The 21,880-nt window shown below is 71.8% G+C and carries 18 protein-coding genes; 6 read left to right on the top strand and 12 right to left on the bottom strand.

Annotation, left to right across the window (positions count from 1 at the left end):
- Positions 1–167: 167 nt before the first annotated feature.
- Positions 168–2,279: an MMPL family transporter gene (locus tag JAO81_RS04405; protein WP_199546449.1), complete on the top strand. Its 2,112-nt coding sequence runs from the start codon at positions 168–170 to the stop codon at positions 2,277–2,279.
- On the opposite strand, the gene JAO81_RS04400 is transcribed toward JAO81_RS04405, so the two are convergent.
- Together JAO81_RS04400 and JAO81_RS04395 are read right to left on the bottom strand one after the other, a co-directional pair.
- Positions 2,160–3,503, bottom strand: a complete 1,344-nt coding sequence (locus JAO81_RS04400; RefSeq protein ID WP_374194257.1) for an AI-2E family transporter — start codon at positions 3,501–3,503, stop codon at positions 2,160–2,162. The two genes, JAO81_RS04405 and JAO81_RS04400, sit on opposite strands and share 120 nt — an antisense overlap.
- 279 nt (positions 3,504–3,782) lie before the next feature.
- Positions 3,783–3,977, bottom strand: coding sequence for a DUF3046 domain-containing protein (locus JAO81_RS04395; protein ID WP_165336163.1), 195 nt, complete (start codon positions 3,975–3,977; stop codon positions 3,783–3,785).
- 80 nt (positions 3,978–4,057) lie between these two features.
- Between JAO81_RS04395 and JAO81_RS04390 the strand changes: the two genes are divergently transcribed.
- Entirely contained in the window at positions 4,058–5,050 is a 993-nt protein-coding gene (locus tag JAO81_RS04390; RefSeq protein ID WP_233414897.1) for a hypothetical protein, read from the top strand.
- 36 nt (positions 5,051–5,086) lie between these two features.
- Here JAO81_RS04390 and JAO81_RS04385 read toward each other — a convergent pair whose 3' ends face one another.
- The 4 genes from JAO81_RS04385 to JAO81_RS04370 all read right to left on the bottom strand — a co-directional run bounded on the left by JAO81_RS04385 (position 5,087) and on the right by JAO81_RS04370 (position 8,620).
- Positions 5,087–6,499: a hypothetical protein gene (locus tag JAO81_RS04385; RefSeq protein WP_199546405.1), complete on the bottom strand. Its 1,413-nt coding sequence runs from the start codon at positions 6,497–6,499 to the stop codon at positions 5,087–5,089.
- A 155-nt stretch (positions 6,500–6,654) separates the two neighbouring features.
- Positions 6,655–6,963, bottom strand: coding sequence for an AzlD domain-containing protein (locus JAO81_RS04380; protein ID WP_199546404.1), 309 nt, complete (start codon positions 6,961–6,963; stop codon positions 6,655–6,657).
- On the bottom strand, positions 6,960–7,730 hold the full coding sequence (locus tag JAO81_RS04375; RefSeq protein WP_199546403.1) for an AzlC family ABC transporter permease: 771 nt from the start codon (positions 7,728–7,730) through the stop codon (positions 6,960–6,962). Before JAO81_RS04375 ends, JAO81_RS04380 begins: the two co-directional genes overlap by 4 nt.
- On the bottom strand, positions 7,670–8,620 hold the full coding sequence (locus JAO81_RS04370; protein WP_199546402.1) for an AraC family transcriptional regulator: 951 nt from the start codon (positions 8,618–8,620) through the stop codon (positions 7,670–7,672). The genes JAO81_RS04375 and JAO81_RS04370 overlap by 61 nt, the downstream gene beginning before the upstream one ends.
- Before the next feature lie 245 nt (positions 8,621–8,865).
- Here JAO81_RS04370 and JAO81_RS04365 point away from each other — a divergent pair, with 245 nt between their 5' ends.
- The 4 genes from JAO81_RS04365 (at position 8,866) to JAO81_RS04350 (ending at position 16,349) form a co-directional block, all read left to right on the top strand.
- Positions 8,866–13,512 carry an ATP-dependent helicase gene (locus tag JAO81_RS04365; RefSeq protein ID WP_199546401.1) on the top strand — a complete coding sequence of 1,549 codons (4,647 nt, stop codon included), beginning with the start codon at positions 8,866–8,868 and terminating at the stop codon, positions 13,510–13,512.
- Between the two features lie 295 nt (positions 13,513–13,807).
- On the top strand, positions 13,808–14,470 hold the full coding sequence (locus tag JAO81_RS04360; RefSeq protein ID WP_199546400.1) for a DUF4097 family beta strand repeat-containing protein: 663 nt from the start codon (positions 13,808–13,810) through the stop codon (positions 14,468–14,470).
- A gap of 211 nt (positions 14,471–14,681) precedes the next feature.
- Positions 14,682–15,476: an Fpg/Nei family DNA glycosylase gene (locus tag JAO81_RS04355; protein ID WP_199546399.1), complete on the top strand. Its 795-nt coding sequence runs from the start codon at positions 14,682–14,684 to the stop codon at positions 15,474–15,476.
- Between the two features lie 105 nt (positions 15,477–15,581).
- Positions 15,582–16,349, top strand: coding sequence for an SDR family NAD(P)-dependent oxidoreductase (locus JAO81_RS04350; RefSeq protein ID WP_199546398.1), 768 nt, complete (start codon positions 15,582–15,584; stop codon positions 16,347–16,349).
- A 640-nt stretch (positions 16,350–16,989) separates the two neighbouring features.
- On the opposite strand, the gene JAO81_RS04345 is transcribed toward JAO81_RS04350, so the two are convergent.
- The 6 genes from JAO81_RS04345 to JAO81_RS04320 all read right to left on the bottom strand — a co-directional run bounded on the left by JAO81_RS04345 (position 16,990) and on the right by JAO81_RS04320 (position 21,854).
- Positions 16,990–17,460 (bottom strand): Dps family protein, encoded by a 471-nt coding sequence (locus tag JAO81_RS04345; RefSeq protein WP_199546397.1) that lies wholly within the window; start codon positions 17,458–17,460, stop codon positions 16,990–16,992.
- 180 nt (positions 17,461–17,640) lie between these two features.
- Positions 17,641–18,027, bottom strand: coding sequence for a helix-turn-helix domain-containing protein (locus tag JAO81_RS04340; protein ID WP_165333629.1), 387 nt, complete (start codon positions 18,025–18,027; stop codon positions 17,641–17,643).
- Between the two features lie 109 nt (positions 18,028–18,136).
- On the bottom strand, positions 18,137–18,760 hold the full coding sequence (locus JAO81_RS04335; protein WP_199546396.1) for a CinA family protein: 624 nt from the start codon (positions 18,758–18,760) through the stop codon (positions 18,137–18,139).
- The gene (gene pgsA / locus JAO81_RS04330; protein WP_199546395.1) at positions 18,757–19,425 is read right to left on the bottom strand and encodes a CDP-diacylglycerol--glycerol-3-phosphate 3-phosphatidyltransferase; all 669 of its coding nucleotides are present in this window, start codon (positions 19,423–19,425) and stop codon (positions 18,757–18,759) included. Before pgsA ends, JAO81_RS04335 begins: the two co-directional genes overlap by 4 nt.
- Positions 19,422–20,879: a 30S ribosomal protein S12 methylthiotransferase RimO gene (gene rimO / locus JAO81_RS04325; RefSeq protein ID WP_199546394.1), complete on the bottom strand. Its 1,458-nt coding sequence runs from the start codon at positions 20,877–20,879 to the stop codon at positions 19,422–19,424. The genes pgsA and rimO overlap by 4 nt, the downstream gene beginning before the upstream one ends.
- Positions 20,880–21,008: 129 nt before the next feature.
- Positions 21,009–21,854 carry a RodZ domain-containing protein gene (locus JAO81_RS04320; RefSeq protein WP_199546393.1) on the bottom strand — a complete coding sequence of 282 codons (846 nt, stop codon included), beginning with the start codon at positions 21,852–21,854 and terminating at the stop codon, positions 21,009–21,011.
- Between the last annotated feature and the right edge of the window lie 26 nt (positions 21,855–21,880).

The following is a 21,880-nucleotide window of genomic DNA, read 5'->3' as shown; positions in this document are numbered from 1 at the left end:
CTGACGTCTGACGTCTGACCTCGTGCCTCCGACCTCTGACCTCTGACCTCTGACGTCTGACCTCGTGCCTCTGGCCCTGACCTCGTACCTCTGGCCTCTTTCCTTCCTACGTATCGGAGTAGCCGTTGCCCCCCGACCAACCCACCAGCCCCACAGCCCGGTCGACCATCTTCGCGGGGCTCGCCGCCTCCCCCCCCCCCCAGGGGTGGCGTGCGCTGATCCTCTGGGTCGTTCTCGTCGCGGGGATCACGGGGGTGTCCTCGGCGGTCGGCAGCGCGTACCACAACGACTTCTCGCTGCCCGGCACCGATTCGCAGGCCGCACAGAGCGTCCTGGAGAAGCACGGCGCCGCGCAGGCCGACGCCTCGGTGCAGATCGTGGTCAAGGACGCGCAGGACATCCGGGACACGGGTGTACGTGACCGCGTCGAGGACGTCCTCGGCAAGGTCGAGGACCTGCCCAGCGTGACCGGCGTGATCAGCCCGTACGAGGAGAAGTCGGCGATCTCGCGCGACGGCACCGTCGGCTACGCGACCGTCACCCTCGACGGCGCCGCCGAGAACGTACCGAAGGAGCATGTCCGCGCGATCATCGACGCCGCCAAGTCCCTTGACGGGGACGGGCTCCGGGCCGCGGTCGGCGGGGACGCGGCACGTGGCGCCGAAGAGGCCGGGGGCGGTGCTGCCGAAGGTGCGGGGATCCTCGGAGCCCTGGTGATCCTGGTGTTCCTGTTCGGGTCGCTCGTCGCGGCGAGTCTGCCGGTGGTGACCGCACTGTTCGCGGTGGGCTCGTCGATCGGGCTGATCGCCCTTGCCTCGCACGTCGCGAACGTCGCCGACTTCACGCCGCCGATCATGATGCTGGTCGGTCTCGGCGTCGGGATCGACTACGCGCTGCTGATCTTCTCCCGCTACCGCTCCGAACTCCTGCGCGGCGCCGAACCCGAGCAGGCCACGCGCTCCGCCCTGGACGCCGCGGGCCGGACCGTGTTCTTCGCGGGCTGCACCGTGATCATCGCGCTGATGGGCCTGGTCGCGCTCGGCCTCGGCTCGCTGCAGGGTGTGGCGCTCGCGGTCGCGCTCACCGTCCTGGTGACGATGGCCGCCTCGCTGACGCTGCTGCCCGCGCTGCTCGGAGTGTTCGGGCGTCGTATCCAGCGTCAGGTGACCAAGCGCGCGGCGAAGGCGAAGCGGGTCGAGGGCACCGGCTGGCGGCGCTGGGCGAGCGGTGTCCAGCGTCGTCCGTGGGTCGCGCTCCTCGTCTCCGTAGTGGCGCTCGGCGCGCTCGCGGCGCCGGCCGCCGATATGCGTCTGGGCTTCGCGGACGCGGGCAACGACGCCACGACGACATCCAGCCGTCAGGCGTACGACCTGCTCGCCGACGGCTTCGGGCCGGGCTTCAACGGGCCGCTGTTCGTGGTCGCCGAAGGCACCGCGGAGGTCGGTCCCGTCCGTGCGGCACTCGCCGACACCCCCGGGGTCGCCGCCGTCAGCGGCCCCATCCCGTCGAAGGACGGCGAGGTCGGCACGCTGATGGTCTTCCCCGAGTCCGCCCCGCAGTCCGAGGCGACCTCCCAGCTCGTGGACCGGCTACGCGGCGACGTACTGCCGCCGCTGGCGGACGAGACCGGAGCACGCCTCCTGGTGGGCGGTGCGACCGCGGCGACCGAGGACTTCGCGGCCACGGTGTCGGACCGGATGCCGCTCTTCGTCGCGATCGTGGTCGGGCTCTCCGCGCTGCTGCTCCTGATCGTCTTCCGCAGCGTCCTGATCCCGATCAAGGCAGCCCTGCTCAACCTGGTCAGCATCGGTGCCGCGCTCGGAGCGATCACGCTGGTCTTCCAGCACGGCTGGTTCGGGGTCGAGCCCGGCCCGATCGAGGCGTTCATCCCGGTGATGATCTTCGCGATCGTCTTCGGCCTGTCGATGGACTACGAAGTCTTCCTGCTCTCCCGTATCCACGAGGAATGGGAGCGTACGAAGGACCCGCAGGCAGCCGTACGGGAGGGCCTGGCCGCGACCGGCAAGGTGATCACGGCGGCCGCGGCCATCATGATCGTCGTGTTCGCGGCGTTCATGCTGAGCCCCGACCGGATGCTGCAGCAGTTCGGCCTCGGGCTCGCGGTGGCGATCCTGCTCGACGCCGTGGTGATCCGCTGCCTAATCGTGCCGGCCGTGATGCAGCTGCTCGGCACGCGGGCGTGGTGGCTCCCGACGTGGCTGCGCAGGGTGCTGCCGCGGGTGGAGCTGGAGCGCCACGGAGCCCGCCCCGCCGTTTGAGGCCCGGCCGCGGGATTCCCCGGGGGCCGCCCCCTGCCCTCCCTGGGTGTCCGCGGCGGCCTGGTCCACGGGCGCCCCCGTCGGCTCGCCCCGCAGCGCCTTGCGCAGCCGCGCGAGCGGCGGTCCGCCACGGCGCCGGTGGCCGTGCACCCGTGGGTCGTCGGTCACGTCGTACCTCTTCACGTACGCGCCGAGGAAGGCCTGCATCGTCGCGACCGCGGGGATCGCGATCAGCGCACCGACCGCGCCGAGCAGCGCGGTGCCCGCGACGACCGAGCCGAACGCGACCGCCGGGTGGATGTCGACGGTCTTGGCGGTGAGTTTGGGCTGCAGCAGATAGTTCTCGAACTGCTGGTACACGACCACGAAGATCAGCACCCACAGCGCGTACCAGGGGTCCACGGTGAACGCGATCAGCATCGGCAGGGCGCCCGCCAGATACGTACCGATGGTGGGGATGAACTGCGAGATCACGCCGACCCACACGGCGAGCGCGGGGGCGTACGGGATGTCCAGGAAGACGAACAGGATGTAGTGCGCGACGCCGGAGATCAGCGCCATCAGACCGCGCGAGTACAGATAGCCGCCGGTCTTGTCGACGGCGATCTCCCAGGCGCGAAGCACCTCTGCCTGCTTGGCGGGCGGCAGCACCGAGCACAGGGCGCGACGGAGCCGGGGCCCGTCGGCGGCGAAGTAGAACGAGAACAGCAGGATCGTCAGGATCCGGAACAGCCCGCCGAGCACCTGCGCTGACACGTCGAGGACACCCGAGGCGCTGTTCTGCACGTACTTCTGCAGCCAGTCCGAGTGCACGAGGCTGTCCTGGATCTCGACCCGGGACAGCTCGGTGTGGAAGGTGGCGTTGATCCAGCTGATCACCGAGTCGAGGTACTTCGGGAAGTCCTCGACCATGTCGACGATCTGGCCGGCGAGCATCGAGCCGAGCAGGGTGATGAACCCCGCGCCCACGACGATCACCCCGAGAAAGACAAGCCCGGTGGCCGCGCCGCGGCGCATGCCGTGGTGTGCCATCCAGCTCACCGCGGGCTCGACGGCCAGCGCGAGGAAGAACGCGATCAGGATGTTGATCAGCAGGCCGGTCAGCTGGTGGAAGGCCCAACTGCCCAGCTGGAAGCAGGCGATCAGGGCGAGCGCGAGCACCATCGCACGCGGCAGCCACCGCGGCATGCGCTGCTGCCGCCCCGACGGCACCTCGGGCGGCACGGTCGTGGGCGGTCCGGAATTCTGCGCTGCTGCGGTGTGTTCGGTGGCTGCCACGGGGTCAGTCTCGCTTAAGTGCACCCGGTTCGTACGGACGGACGGCTGACGCCCGCGTCACATTCGCCGGACGCCCGCGTCACATTCGCCGGACGTCCGCGTCACGTTCGGCTGACGCCCGCGTCATATTCGACGGACGCCCGCGTCACGTTCGCCGGACGCCCACGTCACATTCGGCCCGCGGCTGAGCTGGGGCCGTCACCGTTCACAGCGATGCACTCCCGCTCACCGCGACTCGGCCGGTACCCCCATCGCCGAGCAGACGGCCCGCCACACGTCCTTGGCCTCCCAGCCCGCGTCCAGCGCCTGATGCACCGTGCGCCCTCCGAGCTCGGACATCACATGATCGCGCGCGAACGTCTCGGCGTACCCCGCACCGAAGTGCTCCGCCATCCGCTCCCAGAAGACCGTCAACCGCATGACTCCAGTATCCAGCCCGTGCGGGTGGGCCTTGCCCCGAAGCCCTTGCGGGGAGCGCTTTCCGGCCTACCGTGCCGTGCATGGCCGAATCCGTAGCCCCGGGGCAGTCCCCGGGCTCCGCCTCCGTGGGGCAGTCCCCCGCGGAGCGTTCCCCAGCAGAACCGTCACAGCACCGCTCGGTGCTCGCCCGCGCCGAGCAGTTCATCTGGCTCACGGCCCGCGTCCTCGAACAGCGCCGCTTCGCCTACCACTTCCTGGGCGCCGCCGCCGAGCCGGTCGAGGCCGCCCTCGCCGCCTACCGCACCGACGACGACGGCTACGGCCACGCCCTGGAGCCCGATCTGCGCGGCCCCGTGAGCCAGCCCCTGCACACCGCCCACGCGCTGCGCGTCCTGGACGCGATCGGGCGCTGCGGCGGTCAGCGGGTCGAGCGGGTGTGCCGCTACCTCTCCGAGGTCTCGACCCCGGAGGGCGCGCTGCCCGCGATCCATCCGAGCCAGCGCGGCTATCCGTACGCCCCGTTCGTCCCCGTCATCGACAACCCGCCGAGCGATCTGCTCGCCACCGGGCCGGTGGTCGGTCTGCTGCACCGCAATCAGGTGTGGCACGCGTGGCTGTTCCGCGCGACCGACTACTGCTGGGCCGCGGTCGAGGCCCTGGACAAGTCGCATCCGTACGAGATCCACGCGGCCGTCGCGTTCCTGGACGGCGCTCCCGACCGCTCGCGCGCGCAGGCCGCCGCGGACCGTCTGGGCCGGCTCGTACGCGAGCAGCGCCTCGCCGTCCTTGACCCGCGCCGCCGCGACTCCTACCCGGTGGCCGCCGGGTACGCGCCCGGCGAGCACCACTACCCGCACGACTACGCCCGCGTCCCGGCCTCGCTGGCCCGCTCCTGGTTCACCGACGAGGAGATGCAGCTCTCGCTCGACCACCTCGCCGGCGAACAGGAGGAGGACGGCGGCTGGCCGGTCCACTGGAAACAGTGGGCACCGGGCACGGCGCTCGAGTGGCGCCCGATCGTGACGATCGAGGCCCTGCGGACCCTGCGGGCGCACGGGCGGTCGCTGGACTGACCGTGGGCGGTCGACGGCCGTGTGCGGAGCGGCAGTTCACCCACCGCACCCACCACATCCGCCACCACCACCTCCTCCGCAGCCGTCACCACCGCCGCTGCTGGTCCCGCAACCCGCGGCCTGGGAGCCGGTGGACCCTCCGCCGGAGCCGGCACCGGTCCGTGTCGTCCGGGACGTGCGCTGCGCCTGCGACCGGGCGTGCTCGGCCCGGGCGCGCTCCTGCCGGTCGCGGTCGGCCCTGGCCTCGTCCTCGCGGGCCTTCGCGCGTCGTGCGCGCTCGTGGACGGTGCCGTCGACCGGCTGCCAGGGACCGAGGCGGTGCCGACGGTACGGAAGCAGGGTGGCGGTGGTGACGTCCAGGCTCATCTGACCCGTTTCCTGACGGGCGTGGTAGGCGAGGGTGGCGTACGCCACGACGATCTCGGCGCCCTCGTGCACGGGTCCGTACAGGACCGCTTCGAACGGCTCGGCGCCCGCGTCGACACTGTGGTGCCCGTCGCCGAGTCCGTAGGTGGAACTGCTGCCCAGGAACTGCGCGGGCCTGCAGATGTCCCGGTCCCTGGGGACGTACGAGATCAGCGCTCCCCCGCCCGGTGTGCGCGCGTCGGGCTGGATCCCGGTGCGGACCTCGGGATGGATCCAGTGGCGGCCGTCGGGCGCGACGCGGATGCCCACGAGCAGGGCGGGGTGCTCCGCCTCGTCGTGCAGGCGGCGCGCGGCGCGGTAACCGGCCAGGCCCCGCGCGTACAGGGTGCTGCCGAGGGCCAGGAACAGCAGGGCCCCGATCTGCTGCCCGACCGCGTCATACGCGTCCCCCGTCAGGTCCTCGACAAGGCCGGCGATCAGATGCCCGGCGGCGACGAGACAGAGCAGGATCCCGGCGTAGACCTGGGCATGTCCGCGATAGCCGTCCGACTCGGGTGCGCGCTCGGGCAGCGGGAAGCGGCGCCGCCCGGCCGCCTCGAGGAACAGCTCCCGCTGCCTTCGGCGGGCCCGCAGACGCAGGCCGCACCCCGTGAACGCCCAGGCGCACAGGGCGAGTACGAGCAGATACCCGGCCCGCTCGGCGCCGCCGTCCGCCGAGGCGAGCGAGAACCCGGTATCCGCCGCGACGACCACGCCGGCCGCGCCGGCGAGGACCGGCAGGTGCCGGTACCAGAGCGGCAGGCACACAAGGAGCACCGCGCCCGGATAACGCACCCAGTCCGTGCCGGTGTCCGCCCCACCGGGCCACGCGACGGTCGGGGAAGAGACCACCGACGTGAGCACGTACGCCACGATGACCAGGACTGCCGCGCCCCAACTCCCCGCGACGGGCGCGAAGATCACGGGGACCCGCGCCCTGCGCCACCGCTCGGCGTCGACTGCGCTCCAGAGCCCCACCTTGGCCTCGGGTATCGCCGCCAACGGCAGCTGTTTCACACACTGGCCCGGCCTGTGTCCACGCATCGCCAGATCCCCCCGGCTTCCCCCGTGCGCCTCCGGTCCGGGGCGCCCCGGCCAAGTGTTCCCCTCGGGGTCACCGGACAACCGCGCCGGTGTGCGTGACGGAGTCCACTCCGACGGGCACTTGGCGCCCCCTGTCGGAGTCCCTCAGGCGGGGTTCACCCGCCGATCGCCCGCACCCCCGCCGTCACCACCACCGCGGCGCCGATGATCAGCAGAAACGGCGCGCGCAGCACGAAGGCCACCGCCGCCGCGAGCAGGCCCGCCGCCTTGGCGTCCAGGATCAGGTTCTGGCCTTCGGCGAAGGTCTGCTGCGCGGTGAGCGCGGCGAGCAGCGCCACGGGAAGCAGCGCCGCCATCCGTTTCACCAGCGGCTTTTCCAGTACGCCCACGGGGACGAGCAGTCCGAGCAGTTTGACGGCGTAGCAGCCGGCCGCGGTCACCGCGATCGCGATCCAGATGGTCAACGGTCCGTTCCTTCCCGGGAGTTCGTGTCGGCGGGCGCCTTGCGGCCCTGCACGAAGAGGACGAGGGGCGCGGCGAGGGCGGCCACGAGCACGGGCACCCCGTTCGGCAGTACGGGCACGAGGCCGAGCATCAGGACCACGGCGAGGGCCGCGGCGGCCCGCTCGGTCGTCGAGCGCAGCATGGGCGCGAGCAGCGCGAGGAAGGTCGCGGGCCCTGCCGCGTCCAGACCCCACGCGGCGGTGTCCCCGATCGCCTCCGCGCCGAGCGCGCCGAGCAGCGTGGTGAGGTTCCACAGCACGTACAGGGTGAGCCCGGTGACCGCGAAGCCGATCCGGCGCGCCCGCCGCGTGGGCTGCGCCAGCGTGACGGCGGTCGTCTCGTCGATCACCCACTGCGCCGCGAACGGCCGCACCCAGCGCGGAAGTTGCAGCAGCTGCGAAAGCCGCAGCCCGTAGAACGCATTGCGTACGCCGAGGAAGAAGGCGCCCGCCGCGGCCGTCACGGGATTGCCCCCGCCCGCAAGGGCCCCGACGAGCGCGAACTGCGAGGCGCCGGTGAACACGAGCAGGCTGAGTGCGCAGGTCTGCAGGAGGCTGAGCCCGTTGCTCGCGGAGGTGACGCCGAAGGCGAAGCCGGAGAGCCCGACGGCGAACCCGACGCCGAGCGCGTCGCGTACGACGGCGGAGTCTGGCTTGCCGGGAGCCGTCAGCGGGTCCGGGGCTGTTCCTTCGGCACGTATAGGTGCGGGTGTCTGCTGTTCTGCCACGCGTCCGAAGGTACGTGGAGGGTTTCGCTCCGGTCTTGTACGTTCTTGCGGGCGGGCCCCTCTCCCGGGCGACCGCGCCCTCGCTGGTACGCCCCCGGCGGCACCCCCACGATCCGGCTGAAGTGCCGGTTGAGGTGCGGCTGGTCCGTGAACCCGACGGCCACGGCGGCCTCGGCGGGCGCCGTACCCGCGTCAAGGAGCTCGCGGGCCCGGCGTACCCGCGCATTGGTGAGCCAGCTGTGCGGCGGCATCCCGTACTGCTGCTTGAAGGCCCGCAGCAGCGCGAAGGGGCTGCTTCCGAGCTCCGCGGCCAGCGCCTCCAGAGTGGGCGGCTCGGCCATCCGCTCCTCGAGCACGGCCCGCGCCCGCACCGCGTTGCGCGTCCCCGCCGACCGCCGGCCGCGGGCCGGCAGCGCACTCCCGTGCCGGCGCAGCATCCGCGCGACAAGGACCTTCAGGACCGTGTCCGCGGCGAGCGCGTTGCCCTCCTCGGCTGCGCGGTGCACCTCCCGTATGAGATGCGCGCCTTCCGCATCGGGCACGTCCACCTCGGCGAATCCGGGGGTGCCGCGCAAGCCGGTGGTCTCCTCCGCGATCTTCGCGACGACCTCGACGGACGGATAGAGCGTCGAATACACCCACCCCTCGGGCACGCCGGCCCGCGCGGAGTGGGGCACTTCCGGGTTGATCAGAATGACGTTCCCGGGCGCGCAGTGCACGGTGGAGCCGTCGGGCATGAACAGATCCTCGACCCCGCCACTGACAGCCGCGACCACGTACCCCTCGTGGCTGTGGCGGGCGAAGGTGTGCCGCACGTACCGAGCCTGAAGCAGGTCGACCCCGGGCAGCTCCTCGTGCTGCCAGTACCGCGCCCACTCCCCTGTCGCCATGGGTCGAGTCTCACACTTCAGCCCTCCGGCGTGGGGCGGGCGTCCGCCCGCTGCCCCGCACCCGGCCACGAGACCGCACCCACCGCCCACGCACCCGCCCAAGCCCCACCCGCCCGCACACCCACCCAGACCCCACCCACCCATGCACCCGGCCCGGGCCCCACGCACCCCGCCCAGGCCCCACCTGACACCGCCCCCACCCGCACCGAATCCCGATTGTCAGTCCCGAGGTGCACGATGGCCTCATGACCCGGAGCGCCCTCGACACGTTCTCCCCCGCGACCCGCAGCTGGTTCCAGGGGGCCTTCGACGCGCCCACCTCCGCCCAGGAGGGCGCGTGGGGAGCCATCAGCGAGGGCTCCGATGTGCTCGTCGTCGCCCCCACCGGCTCCGGCAAGACCCTCGCCGCCTTCCTCTCCGCCCTCGACCAGCTCGCCAGCACCCCGCCCCCGGCGGACACGAAGAAGCGCTGCCGGGTCCTGTACGTCTCGCCGCTCAAGGCCCTCGCCGTCGACGTCGAGCGCAATCTCCGCAGCCCGCTGACCGGCATCCGCCAGGAGTCCGTCCGCCTGGGGCTGCCGGAGCCGGAGATCAAGGTGGGCATCCGTTCCGGCGACACCCCGGCCGCCGAGCGCCGTGCCCTGAGCACCCGTCCGCCGGACATCCTGATCACCACGCCCGAGTCCCTGTTCCTGATGCTGACCTCGGCGACCCGCGAGGCCCTGACCGGCATCGAGACGGTCATCCTCGACGAGGTGCACGCGGTCGCCGGCACCAAGCGCGGCGCCCATCTCGCCCTCTCCTTGGAGCGGCTGGACGAGCTCCTTCCGCGCCCGGCCCGCCGCATCGGACTCTCCGCGACGGTACGGCCCGTGGACGAGGTGGCCCGCTATCTCTCACCGCAGCGCCGCGTGGAGGTCGTCCAGCCGCCCTCCGGCAAGGAGTTCGACCTCAGCGTCGTCGTCCCGGTCGAGGACATGGGCGAGCTGGGCGGCTCCCCGGCCGCGGACGCGGGCAGCGGCCAGGCGGACCGCCCGTCGATCTGGCCGCATGTGGAGGAGAGGATCGCCGATCTCGTCCAGGCCCACCGCTCCACGATCGTCTTCGCCAACTCCCGCCGCCTCGCCGAGCGCCTGTGCAACCGGCTCAACGAGATCGCGTACGAGAGGGCCACAGGAGAGACCCTCCCCGAGGAGCACTCCCCGGCCGAGCTCATGGGCGGCTCCGGCGCGGCGGCAGGTGCCGCACCCATCCTCGCCCGCGCCCACCACGGCTCCGTATCAAAGGAACAACGGGCGCTGGTGGAAGAGGACTTGAAGGCCGGCCGGCTCCCCGCGGTCGTCGCCACCTCCTCCCTGGAGCTCGGCATCGACATGGGCGCGGTCGACCTGGTCGTCCAGGTCGAATCCCCGCCCTCCGTGGCCTCCGGACTCCAGCGCGTGGGCCGCGCGGGCCACCAGGTGGGCGCGGTGTCGACCGGCGTCGTCTTCCCCAAGTACCGAGGCGACCTCGTCCAGGCCGCCGTCGTCACCGAACGCATGCGCACCGGCGGCATCGAGTCCCTCCGCGTCCCGGCCAATCCCCTGGACGTGCTGGCCCAACAGCTCGTCGCCATGGTCGCGTTGGACACCTGGCAGGTGGACGACCTGCTGTCCGTCGTCCGCCGCGCGGCCCCCTTCGCGTCCCTCCCCGAGTCCGCTTTCACCGCGGTCCTCGACATGCTCGCGGGCCGTTACCCCTCGGACGCCTTCGCCGAGCTGCGCCCGCGCGTGGTCTGGGACCGCGTGGCCGGCACGATCACCGGCCGCCCCGGCGCCCAGCGCCTGGCCGTGACCTCCGGCGGCACCATTCCCGACCGCGGCCTCTTCGGCGTCTTCCTCGCCGGCTCCGACCCGAAGAAAGGCGGCGGCCGAGTCGGCGAACTCGACGAGGAGATGGTCTACGAGTCCCGGGTCGGCGATGTCTTCACGCTCGGCACCAGCTCCTGGCGGATCGAGGACATCACGCGCGACCGCGTCCTCGTCTCCCCCGCCCCCGGAGTCCCCGGCCGCCTGCCGTTCTGGAAGGGCGACCAGCTGGGCCGCCCGCTCGAACTCGGCCGCGCGGTGGGCGCGTTCCTGCGGGAGGTCGGCGGCCTGCCCGCCGACCACGCCCGCGCACGCCTCTTTGCCGCGGGACTCGACCCATGGGCGGCGAGCAATGTCCTCGCCTACCTCGACGAACAGCGCAAGGCCTGCGGCCACATCCCCGACGACCGCACCATCGTCGTCGAGCGCTTCCGCGACGAGCTCGGCGACTGGCGTGTGGTCGTGCACTCCCCGTTCGGCGCCCAGGTGCACGCCCCCTGGGCGCTGGCGCTCGGCGCCAAACTCACCGAGAAGTACGGCATGGACGCCCAGGTCATGCACGCCGACGACGGCATCGTGCTGCGCCTGCCCGACGCCGACCTGATGGGCATGGACCTGCTCGACCAGGAGCCGATGAAGCTCGGCACGGAGTTCGACTCGGAGCAGGCCCCGGTCGGCGCGGCCGATGTCTCCTTCGACAAGGGCGAGGTCAACCAGCTGGTGACGGACCAGGTCGGCGGCTCGGCCCTGTTCGCCTCCCGCTTCCGCGAGTGCGCCGCCCGCGCGCTGCTCCTGCCCCGCCGCACCCCCGGCCGCCGTACGCCCTTGTGGCAGCAGCGTCAGCGTGCGGCCCAACTCCTGGAAGTCGCCAGCGAGTTCGGTTCGTTCCCGATCGTCCTCGAAGCCGTACGCGAATGTCTCCAGGACGTCTTCGACGTGCCCGGCCTCACCGAGCTGATGGGCGATATCGAGTCCCGCCGCGTGCGCCTGGTCGAGGTCACCACCCCCGAGCCCTCCCCGTTCGCCCGCTCCCTGCTCTTCGGATACGTGGCGCAGTTCCTGTACGAGGGTGACTCGCCCCTTGCCGAGCGGCGCGCGGCAGCCCTGTCGCTCGACTCCCGTCTGCTCGCCGAGCTCCTGGGCCAGGCGGAGCTGCGCGAGCTCCTTGACGCCGACGTACTCGCCGAGCTGGAGCAGGAGCTGCAGTGGCGGACGGAGGACCGCCGGGTCAAGGACGCGGAGGGCGTGGCCGATCTGCTGCGCCTGCTCGGACCGCTGACCACCGACGAGCTCGGCGAACGGGGCGCCGATCCCGCCTGGGCGCAGGAGCTGACGGCCGCCCGCCGCGCGATCCGGGTCCGTATCGCCGGAGCGGACCACTGGGCGGCGGTCGAGGACGCGGGCCGGCTGCGCGACGCCCTCGGCACGGCACTCCCCGTGGGCGTGCCGGAGGCCTTCACCGAACCGGTCAAGGACCCGCTCGGCGACCTCCTCGCCCGCTTCGCCCGCACCCATGGCCCCTTCACCTCGGCGACGGCGGCCGCCCGCTTCGGTCTGGGCATCGCGGTCACCGAGGGCGCGCTGCACCGCCTGGCGGCGAACGGCCGTGTCGTACAAGGCGAGTTCCACCCCGCGGGCATCGGCCAGGAGTGGTGCGACGCCACGGTCCTGCGCCGGCTGCGCCGCCGCTCCCTGGCAGCCCTGCGCCAGGAACTCGAACCGGTCCCGCCCGCGGCCCTCGCCGACTTCCTCCCCCAGTGGCAGCACCTCGGCAGCGGCCACGGTCTACGGGGAGTGGACGGCCTGGTCCGCGCGATCGAGCAGCTGCAAGGCGCCTCGGTCCCGGCCTCGGCCCTGGAGAAGCTCGTCCTGCCCTCCCGCGTCCAGGGCTACCACCCGGCCCTGCTCGACGAACTCACCACCACTGGCGAGGTGGTGTGGGCGGGCGCGGGCGCCCTGCCCGGCAAGGACGGCTGGATCTCCCTCTACCTCGCGGACGCGGCCCCGCTGCTGCTGCCCGACCCGCACCCCATGGAGCCGACCGCGCTCCAGGAGTCGGTCATGACGTCCCTGTCGGGCGGCTACGGACTGTTCTTCCGCCAGATCGCCGACCAGGTACGGGCCACCACGCACCCCGACGCGACGGACCCCCAACTGGCCGACGCCGTCTGGGAGCTGGCCTGGTCGGGCCGCCTCACCAATGACACGCTCGCCCCGCTGCGCGCCCTGCTCGGCTCGGGCCGCACCGCGGGCTCCACCGCGCACCGAGCCAAACGTCCGGTCCCGCGCGGCCGTTACGGAGCGCTGACCGGCGGCGCCCGGCCGGTGTCCCGCACCGGCCCGCCCACTGTGGCCGGCCGCTGGTCCCTGATCCCGGCCCGCGAACCCGACCCGACGGTCCGCGCCCACGCACTGGCCCGCACCCTCCTCGACCGCCATGGCGTGGTCACGCGCGGCGCCGTCGCCGCGGAGGGCGTGGAGGGCGGCTTCTCCGCCGTCTACCGCATCCTGTCCGCCTTCGAGGACAGCGGACAGGCCCGCCGGGGTTACGTGGTGGAGGGACTGGGCGCGGCACAGTTCGCCATGGACGGTGCGGTGGACCGCCTGCGGGCCGCGGCGACAGCCCGCGAACGCGGTGGCGAGGACGCCACGGGAAGAGCGGTGGTCCTCGCGGCAGCGGATCCCGCGAACGCCTACGGTGCGGCGCTGAGCTGGCCCGAGCCGCCGACGGGAGCCGGCCACAAACCGGGCCGCAAGGCGGGCTCCCTGGTCGTCCTCGTGGACGGCGAGCTGACCCTCTACATGGAACGCGGCGGCAAGACCCTGCTGGCCTGGCCCTCCGCCCCGGAGGAGGCGCCGGCACCTGACGACCCGCGCCTGCTCGCCGCGGGGGAGGCCCTGGCCCCGGCGGCGGCCGCGGGGACGCTGGGCACGGTCACGGTGGAACGCATCAACGGCGCTTCGTCGTTGACGTCCCCTCTGGGCCGCCTCCTGGAAGACGCGGGGTTCGTGGCGACTCCCCGCGGGCTGCGTCTGAGGGCCTGACGGCCCGGTGAGCCCGAAGGACAGCACGCGCCTGCTCTGCGGCCCGGCATCCGGCCCCCTTCTCGCCGTCACGCTGCGTTGCCGCGGCCACGAATTCGCGTTCACGTAAGGCCATTGCAATGGCACCTTCACCGCACGTTGCGTTCGATTCAGACCCATTGCAATGATTCCCCAACTACCACGTGCGTTAACGGGAGTTGAACTCAACAAGCGCATTGCCGCGGCCCCGAACGCAACGTAGCGTTTCGCCCGTCAGAAACCAAAGAGCAGCCGAGCGAGCCAACGGGAGAGCCTGATGAACAAGTTCGACACCCCCGCCCCGATCTCCGCCGCACTGGACATCCCCGCGGGCCGCATCCAGTTCATAGCCGCCGACCGCGCCGACACCACGGTCGAGGTGCTGCCGGCGAACGCCTCCAGCAGCCGTGACACCAAGGCCGCCGAGCAGGTCTCGGTCGCCTTCACCGACGGCGTCCTGACCATCTCGGCGGAGGCGAACCGCGTCCTGGGCAGCCCCGGATCGGTCGAGGTGACCGTCCAGCTGCCCGCCGGCTCCCGTATCGACGCGAAGGCAGCCAGTTCGGAGCTGCGGGGCGTGGGCCGCCTCGGCGACGTCACCTTCGAAGGCGCACACGGCACGGTCAAGCTCGACGAGACCGAGGGCGCCCGCATCACGCTCCAGGCCGGCGACATCACGGTCGGCCGCCTGGGCGGTCCGGCGCGGATCAGCACCCAGAAGGGCGACATCGAGATCGCGGAAGCGGTACGCGGCAGCTTCGAACTCCGCACGGAGCACGGCGACATCACCCTCACGGCCGCCCAGGACGCCTCCGCGACCCTGGACGCGGGCACGGGCTACGGCCGGATCAACAACGCCCTCAAGAACACGGCCGGCACCCCGGACCTGACCGTCCAGGCCACGACGTCGTACGGGAACATCACCGCGCGCAGCCTGTGAGCCGCCGGTAGCCGGACGAGACGGGCGGGGGCGTCACCCCGCCCGCCGACGGGACAGGCCCGGAGCGTCACCTCTCCCGCCGACGGGACAGGCCCGGAGCGTCACCCCGCCCGCCGTCGAGACGGGCCCGGGGGTGGCGCCCGGCCCGCCGACGGCACGGGCCGAGGGTCTCCCCCGCCCGCCACCCGGCCCCACGACGCACAATGACCCCATGCCCGAAGGCGACACCGTCCACCAGACAGCCGGCCGCCTCCACCGAGCCCTGGCCGGCCGGAAGCTCACCCGCAGTGATCTGCGGGTTCCGAAGTACGCCACCGCGGACCTGACCGGCCGCGAGGTGCTCGACGTCACCCCCCGCGGCAAGCACCTCCTCACCCGTATCGAGGGCGGCCTCACCCTCCACTCCCACCTCCGTATGGACGGCTCCTGGAAGGTGTTCACCGCCACCGAACGCTGGACCGGCGGCGCGGCCCACCAGATCCGCGCCATCCTCGGCAACGAGCAGCACACGGCCGTCGGCTACCGCCTCCCCGTCCTCGAACTCCTGCGCACCGCCGAGGAGGACAAGGCCGTGGGCCACCTCGGCCCCGACCTCCTTGGCCCGGACTGGGACCCGGACAAAGCCCTCGCCAACCTCCTCGACGACCCCGCGCGTCAGCTCGGCGAAGCCCTCCTGGACCAGCGCAACCTCGCCGGCATCGGCAACATCTACAAGAGCGAGCTCTGCTTCATGGCGGCCGTCACCCCGTGGACCCCCGTCGGCGACCTCCCCGACGGCCTCCCTCCGCGCCTGATCGCCGCCGCCCACCGCGTCCTCGACGCCAACCGCGACCGCCCGATGCGCACCACCACCAACCGCCGCGACCAGCGTCTGTACGTCTACGGCCGCGCACCGTGCCCCTGTCTGCGCTGCCGCACTCCGATCCGCACGGCCCAGCAGGGCGACGGCAGCCGCGACCGGCCCACGTACTGGTGCCCGCGCTGCCAGAGCGGCCCCACACCCTGACCCTGCACGGCAACCCGGACCGCCGCTCCCGTACAGCCAAATCCCGCACAGGCAATCCCGCACAGGCAATTGACGGACCGTCAGAAGAATCCGTACCGTCCGACCATGCCCGTCATCCAGGCGTACGACCTCACCGGCCGCACCGCGTTCATCACCGGAGCCGCCAGCGGCATCGGCCGCGAAAGCGCGCTGCTGCTCGCCCGCGCCGGCGCCACCGTGCACTGCGCGGACCGCGACGCCGAAGGCCTCCACGACACCGCGACGGCCGTCAAGGCGGAGGGCGGCACGGCGCACACCCACGTCCTCGACGTGACGGACCGCGCGCAGGTGAAGGCGGCCATCGTCCAGGCGCAGCCGGACATCCTGGCCGCGGTCGCCGGCGTCATGCACAGCAGCCCGGTCCTCGAGACCTCGGACGAGGACCTCGACCGGGTCCTGAACATCAACTTCAAGGGCATCCTGTACGCCTGCCAGGAAGCCGCCCGCGTGATGATCGCGAACGGCACCAAGGGCAGCATCATCACCATGGCCTCGGGCGCGGTCGACACCGGCGGGCCGGGCCTGCTCTGTTACGGCGCCGCGAAGGCCGCCGTCGTCCAGCTCACCAAGACGCTCGCGACCGAGATCGGCCGGCACGGCATCCGCGTCAACGCGGTCGCCCCCGGCTGGATCCGCACGCCGATGACCCTGCGCCACAACAACAGCGAGGTGCAGGCCCACACCGAGGCCCTGATGTCGAAGATGTCCCCGCTCGGCCGGGTCGGGCTGCCCGAGGAGATCGCCCACGCGGTGCTGCATCTGGCATCCGACGCGGCCTCCTTCACGACGGGCCAGATCCTCCGCCCCAACGGCGGCGTCGCCATGCCGTGGTAGCAACCCGCCCCCTGAGCCCCTTCGAGGTACGGCGCCAGGCGGCCTGCCGCCGCGCCCGCGCCCGATAGGCGGCCCGCACCCGCCGCGGCCCCACGGCCCGCGACCACGGCACCGTATGCACGGGCAGCAGACTCAGTCCCCACCCCCCGGCGGCTATGGACGCCTCGACGGCCCCCGCATCCCCGGACGCGAGAACGAGCCGCCCCACGGCCCACCACCACACGGCACCCCCGGCCAGCGCCAAGACGACCAGCACGCCTCGGGGCACCCGCCGCACGAGAGCGGTCCCAGCTGCCATGGCCCTCACCTCCTGCCCCGGTGCCACACCGACGCCGAACCCGCCGGTCACCCGGCGGGAGGGGGCAGTGCTGTCACCCGGGGTACGAGAGATGCGACGGAACCGATCCCGCCGCACCCTTCGCTCCAGTCTCCGCCGCCCTTGCCCGGCCCGCATCCAGGGCCGCAGACTCGTCCGGCCGGCCAACGGCTTCGGGGGGAACTCGATGAAGCCCCCCAGAGCCGACCCCGAAGGCGACCGAGGGCGCGGCAACGACCGAAGGAGCCGGCAACACCGAAGGGGACCGCCCCGTGGACGGTCCCCTTCTCCGCGGACTGGCGGACGAACCGCCTAGTCCGGCTGTCAGCCGTTCTCCGCCTGGAACATCCAGTGGTGCTTCTCCAGATCCGCCGTGATCCCGATGAAGATGTCCTGGCTCACCGGATCCGCCTCACCGGTCGCGTCGACCCGCTCACGCATCCGCGTGATCACCGCACCGAGCGCGTCCACCAGCGCCCGTACGGCGTCGACGTCCTTGACCCAGCCCTCGGACACCGCGCCGATGCCGCTGGTCCCCGCCACCGTCGCGGCCCGCCCGTCGGGCGAGACGCCGAGGGTCGAGGCGCGCTCAGCCACCGTGTCGGAGTGCAGTCGAGCGGTGTCCACGACCTCGTCCAGCTGCAGATGGACGGAGCGGAACCGGGGTCCGACGACGTTCCAGTGGATCTGCTTGGCCACAAGGGAGAGATCCACCAGATCCACGAGCGCACCTTGCAGCGCCTCGGAGACAACCTTGAGATCCGCATCGGACAACGGGCTCTTCACGACGTACATGCGCTTCCTCGCCACCTCTCGGAACGAAAAACTCCGGCTCGTTCCACCTTGGCACGCACCCACAAAAGTGGGCATTTCGAAAGTCCCGCGTACCCGGGACCAAAGTCCCCATGCGCGCCCGGGAACGCCAGAACCCCGGCCGCAAACCCGGCCGGGGTTCTGGGAAAGCCGAAAAACCGATCAGGCGGCGACCACGTCCACAGCCTCGGCGGGCGCCTTGATGGTGACCCGCTCCGGCGGCACACCGGCCACGGAGACGGAATTGAGCATGGGACGCACTCCGGCAGCCACCGGTTCGCGCGCGGTCTCACCCGCGGCGGCCGATGCGGCCAGCTCGGCGAGCGACAGCTCATCGCTGACCTCGCGCATGAGCTCGGACATCCGTACGTCCAACGCGTCGCAGATGGCGGACAGCAGCTCGGAGGACGCCTCCTTCTGCCCCCGCTCCACCTCGGAGAGATAGCCGAGCGAGACTCGGGCGGACGAGGAGACTTCGCGCAGAGTACGGCCCTGGCGCTGGCGCTGCCGACGCAGCACGTCACCCAGCAGGCGACGGAGCAGAATCATCGGTGGCTCCCTCCTCGGACCGCGTAGCCGCATCCTTCACGCCCCACCGTACCGCCTCGCGGGGCGGCCGTGCGGGGAGCGATGTCGTGTTCACTCAGGGCTGCAAACATCAATTCCCCCCGTTCTGTTCCGTATCCTGTGCGCCCGCATTCCCGGTCAGTTCGCTCACGAGCAGACCGAGCACGCTCCGTACACTCTCCATACGAATTTCCGTACGGTCGCCGTTCAACCTCAGAGCAGCGACTTTCCCATGTTCCGGACCTGGTCGCCCGGTGGGTTCGTCCGGTTCCGTGACCTCTTCGACCGGTCCGGCGACGGCCACGTACACCGTCCCGACCGGCTGCCCGTCCTGTGGATCGGGTCCGGCGACACCGGTGGTCGCGATGCCCCAGTCGGCGCCGAGCAGCCGGCGTACACCGACCGCCATCTGCCGTGCGACCTCGGGATCGACCGCGCCGCGCCCTGCAAGAAGCGAACCGTCGACGCCGAGCACCGAGTGCTTGATCTCGGTGGCGTACGCGGTGACGGAGCCGCGCAGCACCTTGGAGGCGCCCGGCACGGCCGTGAGCTCTGCCGCGACCATACCTCCGGTCAGCGACTCCGCGACGGCGAGCGTTTCACCTCGTGAGACGAGAAGGCGCTGAACAAGGGCAGCCGCTTCCCCGGTCGACTGGACGAGGCCGGCCGCTTCCCCGGCCGACTCGACCGGGTCAGCCGCTTCCCCGGCGGTCACGACCCCTCCAGCGCCTCGGCCCGCTCCTTCGCGAGCCCCTGGCGCCGCAGCACGACGGCCTGGCGCACATAGTCCAGGCCGGTCCCGACGGTGAGCACCACCGCTATGGCCATCACCCAGAACCGCAGCGTGGCCAGCGGCCCGGTGAGCGCCAGCACGTACATCCCCACCGCTATGCCCTGCGCCAGCGTCTTCAGCTTGCCGCCGCGGCTGGCGGGGATCACCCCGTACCGGATGACGATGAAACGAAGCAGCGTGATGCCGAGTTCACGGCCGAGGATCACACCGGTCACCCACCACGGCAGATCGCCGAGGTAGGAGAGGCAGATCAGCGCGGCGCCCATGATCGCCTTGTCGGCGATGGGGTCGGCGATCTTCCCGAAGTCGGTGACGAGGTTGTACGTACGGGCCAGATGCCCGTCGAACAGGTCCGTGATCATGGCGATCGCGAAGGCCGCCCACGCCAGCGAGCGCCAGGCGGGGTCATACCCGCCGTCCGCCAGCAGCAGCATGACGAAACCCGGCACGAGAAGGAGCCGGATCATGGTGAGGATGTTGGCGATGTTCCAGAGGCTGGCCTGATTGACGGCCGCAGCACCCAGCTTGCCGCCGGGCACCGGCTTACCGCCGGCCCCGCCCGCTGCCGATGCCGGGACTCCCGTCATCTGCCCGCCTCCTCAAGACACTCCACGACCAGGTCGACGCCTTCGGTGCCGACGACCTTTGCCTCGACCATACGACCGACAGTCAAGCCTTGACTCGACGTGAACACCACCTGTCCATCGGTCTCCGGTGCCTGGTGCGCACCGCGACCGGTGGCGCCGTCCTCATCGTCGACCGACTCGACGAGCACCCGCAGGCTCTCGCCCACGCGCTCGTCGGCCCGCTGGTGGGTGAGCTCCTCGGCCAGCTGCGAGATCCGCGCGAGGCGCTGGGCGACGACGTCCTCGTCCAGCTTGTTGTCGTACGTGGCGGCCTCGGTGCCGTCCTCGTCGGAGTATCCGAAGACCCCGATCGCATCCAGCCGCGCACCCGTGAGGAAGCGCTCCAGCTCGTCCACATCGGCCTCGGTCTCACCGGGGAAGCCCACGATGAAGTTGGACCGGACACCGGCCGTGGGCGCCTTGGCGCGGATCGTGTCGAGCAGCTCCAGGAAACGGTCGGTGTCGCCGAAGCGGCGCATCGCCCGCAGCACGTTCGGCGCGGAGTGCTGGAAGGAGAGGTCGAAGTACGGGGCGACCTTCTCGGTCGAGGTCAGCACGTCGATCAGACCCGGCCGCATCTCGGCCGGCTGGAGGTAGCTGACGCGTACGCTCTCGATCCCGTCGACGGCGGCGAGCTCGGGAAGCAGCGTCTCCAGAAGGCGGATGTCGCCGAGGTCCTTGCCGTACGAGGTGTTGTTCTCGGAGACCAGCATGATCTCCTTCACGCCCTGCTCGGCCAGCCAGCGGGTCTCACCGAGCACGTCCGAGGGACGGCGCGAGATGAAGGAGCCGCGGAAGGACGGGATCGCGCAGAACGAGCAGCGCCGGTCGCAGCCGGAGGCCAGCTTCACGGAGGCGACGGGCGAGGTGCCCATACGGCGGCGCAGGGGCGCGCGCGGACCGGACTCGGGCGCGAGACCCTCCGGAAGGTCCTCGGGGGCCTGCGCATGCCCGGGCAGCGCGGTACCCGCGGCGGCGGCCTGGCGCTCGGCGGGCGTGATCGGAAGGAGCTTGCGGCGGTCGCGCGGGGCGTGCGCCTCGATGTTGCCGCCGCTGAGGATGGTGTTCAGGCGGCTGGAGATGTCGGTGTAGTCGTCGAAGCCGAGCACACCGTCGGCTTCGGGCAGCGCTTCGGCGAGCTCCTTGCCGTACCGCTCGGCCATGCAGCCCACGGCCACGACGGCCTGGGTCCTGCCATGGTCCTTGAGGTCATTGGCCTCGAGCAGGGCGTCGACGGAGTCCTTCTTGGCGGCGTCGACGAATCCGCAGGTGTTGACGACGGCGACATCCGCGTCCGAGGCGTCCTCGACGAGCTCCCAGCCGTCCGCCTCCAAGCGGCCTGCGAGCTCCTCCGAGTCCACCTCGTTACGGGCGCAGCCAAGAGTGACAAGGGCGACGGTACGGCGTTCGGGCATAACGTCCAGAGTATCTGGTTCACCTGCCCGTCCTTGCCGCGAGGCCCGGCGGCCGCCTTCGCGGGGCCCGCCCGGGAAACGCGAAGCCCCGCCGGGCAGGCAACCGGCGGGGCGTCCGAAGCGTGTGGATCAGCCGACCTCGGGGTCGGCCCCCTTGTCGTCCTTGGTGTAGGAGAGCCGCTCGACCTGGCCCTCCTGGAAGTCGTCCTTGACCTCCTTGCCGTTCACGAAGAGCTTTATGGCTCCCGCGTTCCCGAGCACGAGGTCGATGCGCTCGTCGTCGGTGAAGGTCTTGGTCTGGCCGTCCGCGACAAGCCCGTCGAACATCGTCGCGCCGTCGTGGCCCTTGACGGAGATCCAGCTCTTGCCCTCTTCGGCGCTGATCAGGACCGTGACCTTGTCCTTGGGCGCACCGGCGATCGCGCTGTCGGCCGGGTCCGGCTTGGGGTCGGCCGGCTTCGCGGGCGCCGGCTTGTCGGCGGGCTTGCTGGTCGCGGGCGACGCCGAGCCCTCGGCGACGGGGTTCTTGGTGCCCTTGTCGGAGTCGCTGAACATCGTGAAGCCGACGAAGCCGATCACCGCGACGATCGCCGCGACCATGGCGGCGGTCCAGTTGGGGCGACGCGGCTCGGGGCGGATGCGCTCGGCCTCGAACAGCGGGGCCGCGGGGGTCGGCGTGGGCCGGCCGCCGCGTTCCTCGGCGAACTGGGCGAGCAGCGGGGCGGGGTCGATGCCGACGGCGTGCGCGATGGTGCGGATATGTCCTCGTGCGTAGACGTCGCCACCGCAGCGCGAGAAGTCGTCCTGTTCGATCGCATGCACGATCGGTACCCGGACGCGGGTCGCCGCGCTGACCTCGTCGACCGTGAGACGCGCGTCGATACGGGCGAGCTGCAGAGCTCGGCCGATCGAGGGACGGTCCTCGTCCTCCGGGAATGAAGGACGGTCGTCTTCAGGGGAGTTGCCGATGGACACGGGGGCGCCTTTCGAGCGTGTAGCCA

The organism is Streptomyces sp. N35 (assembly GCF_016464295.1).
GTDB lineage: Bacteria > Actinomycetota > Actinomycetes > Streptomycetales > Streptomycetaceae > Streptomyces.
The sequence above is the reverse complement of the archived record's forward strand: the minus strand, read 5'-3'. Positions and strand labels throughout refer to the sequence as shown.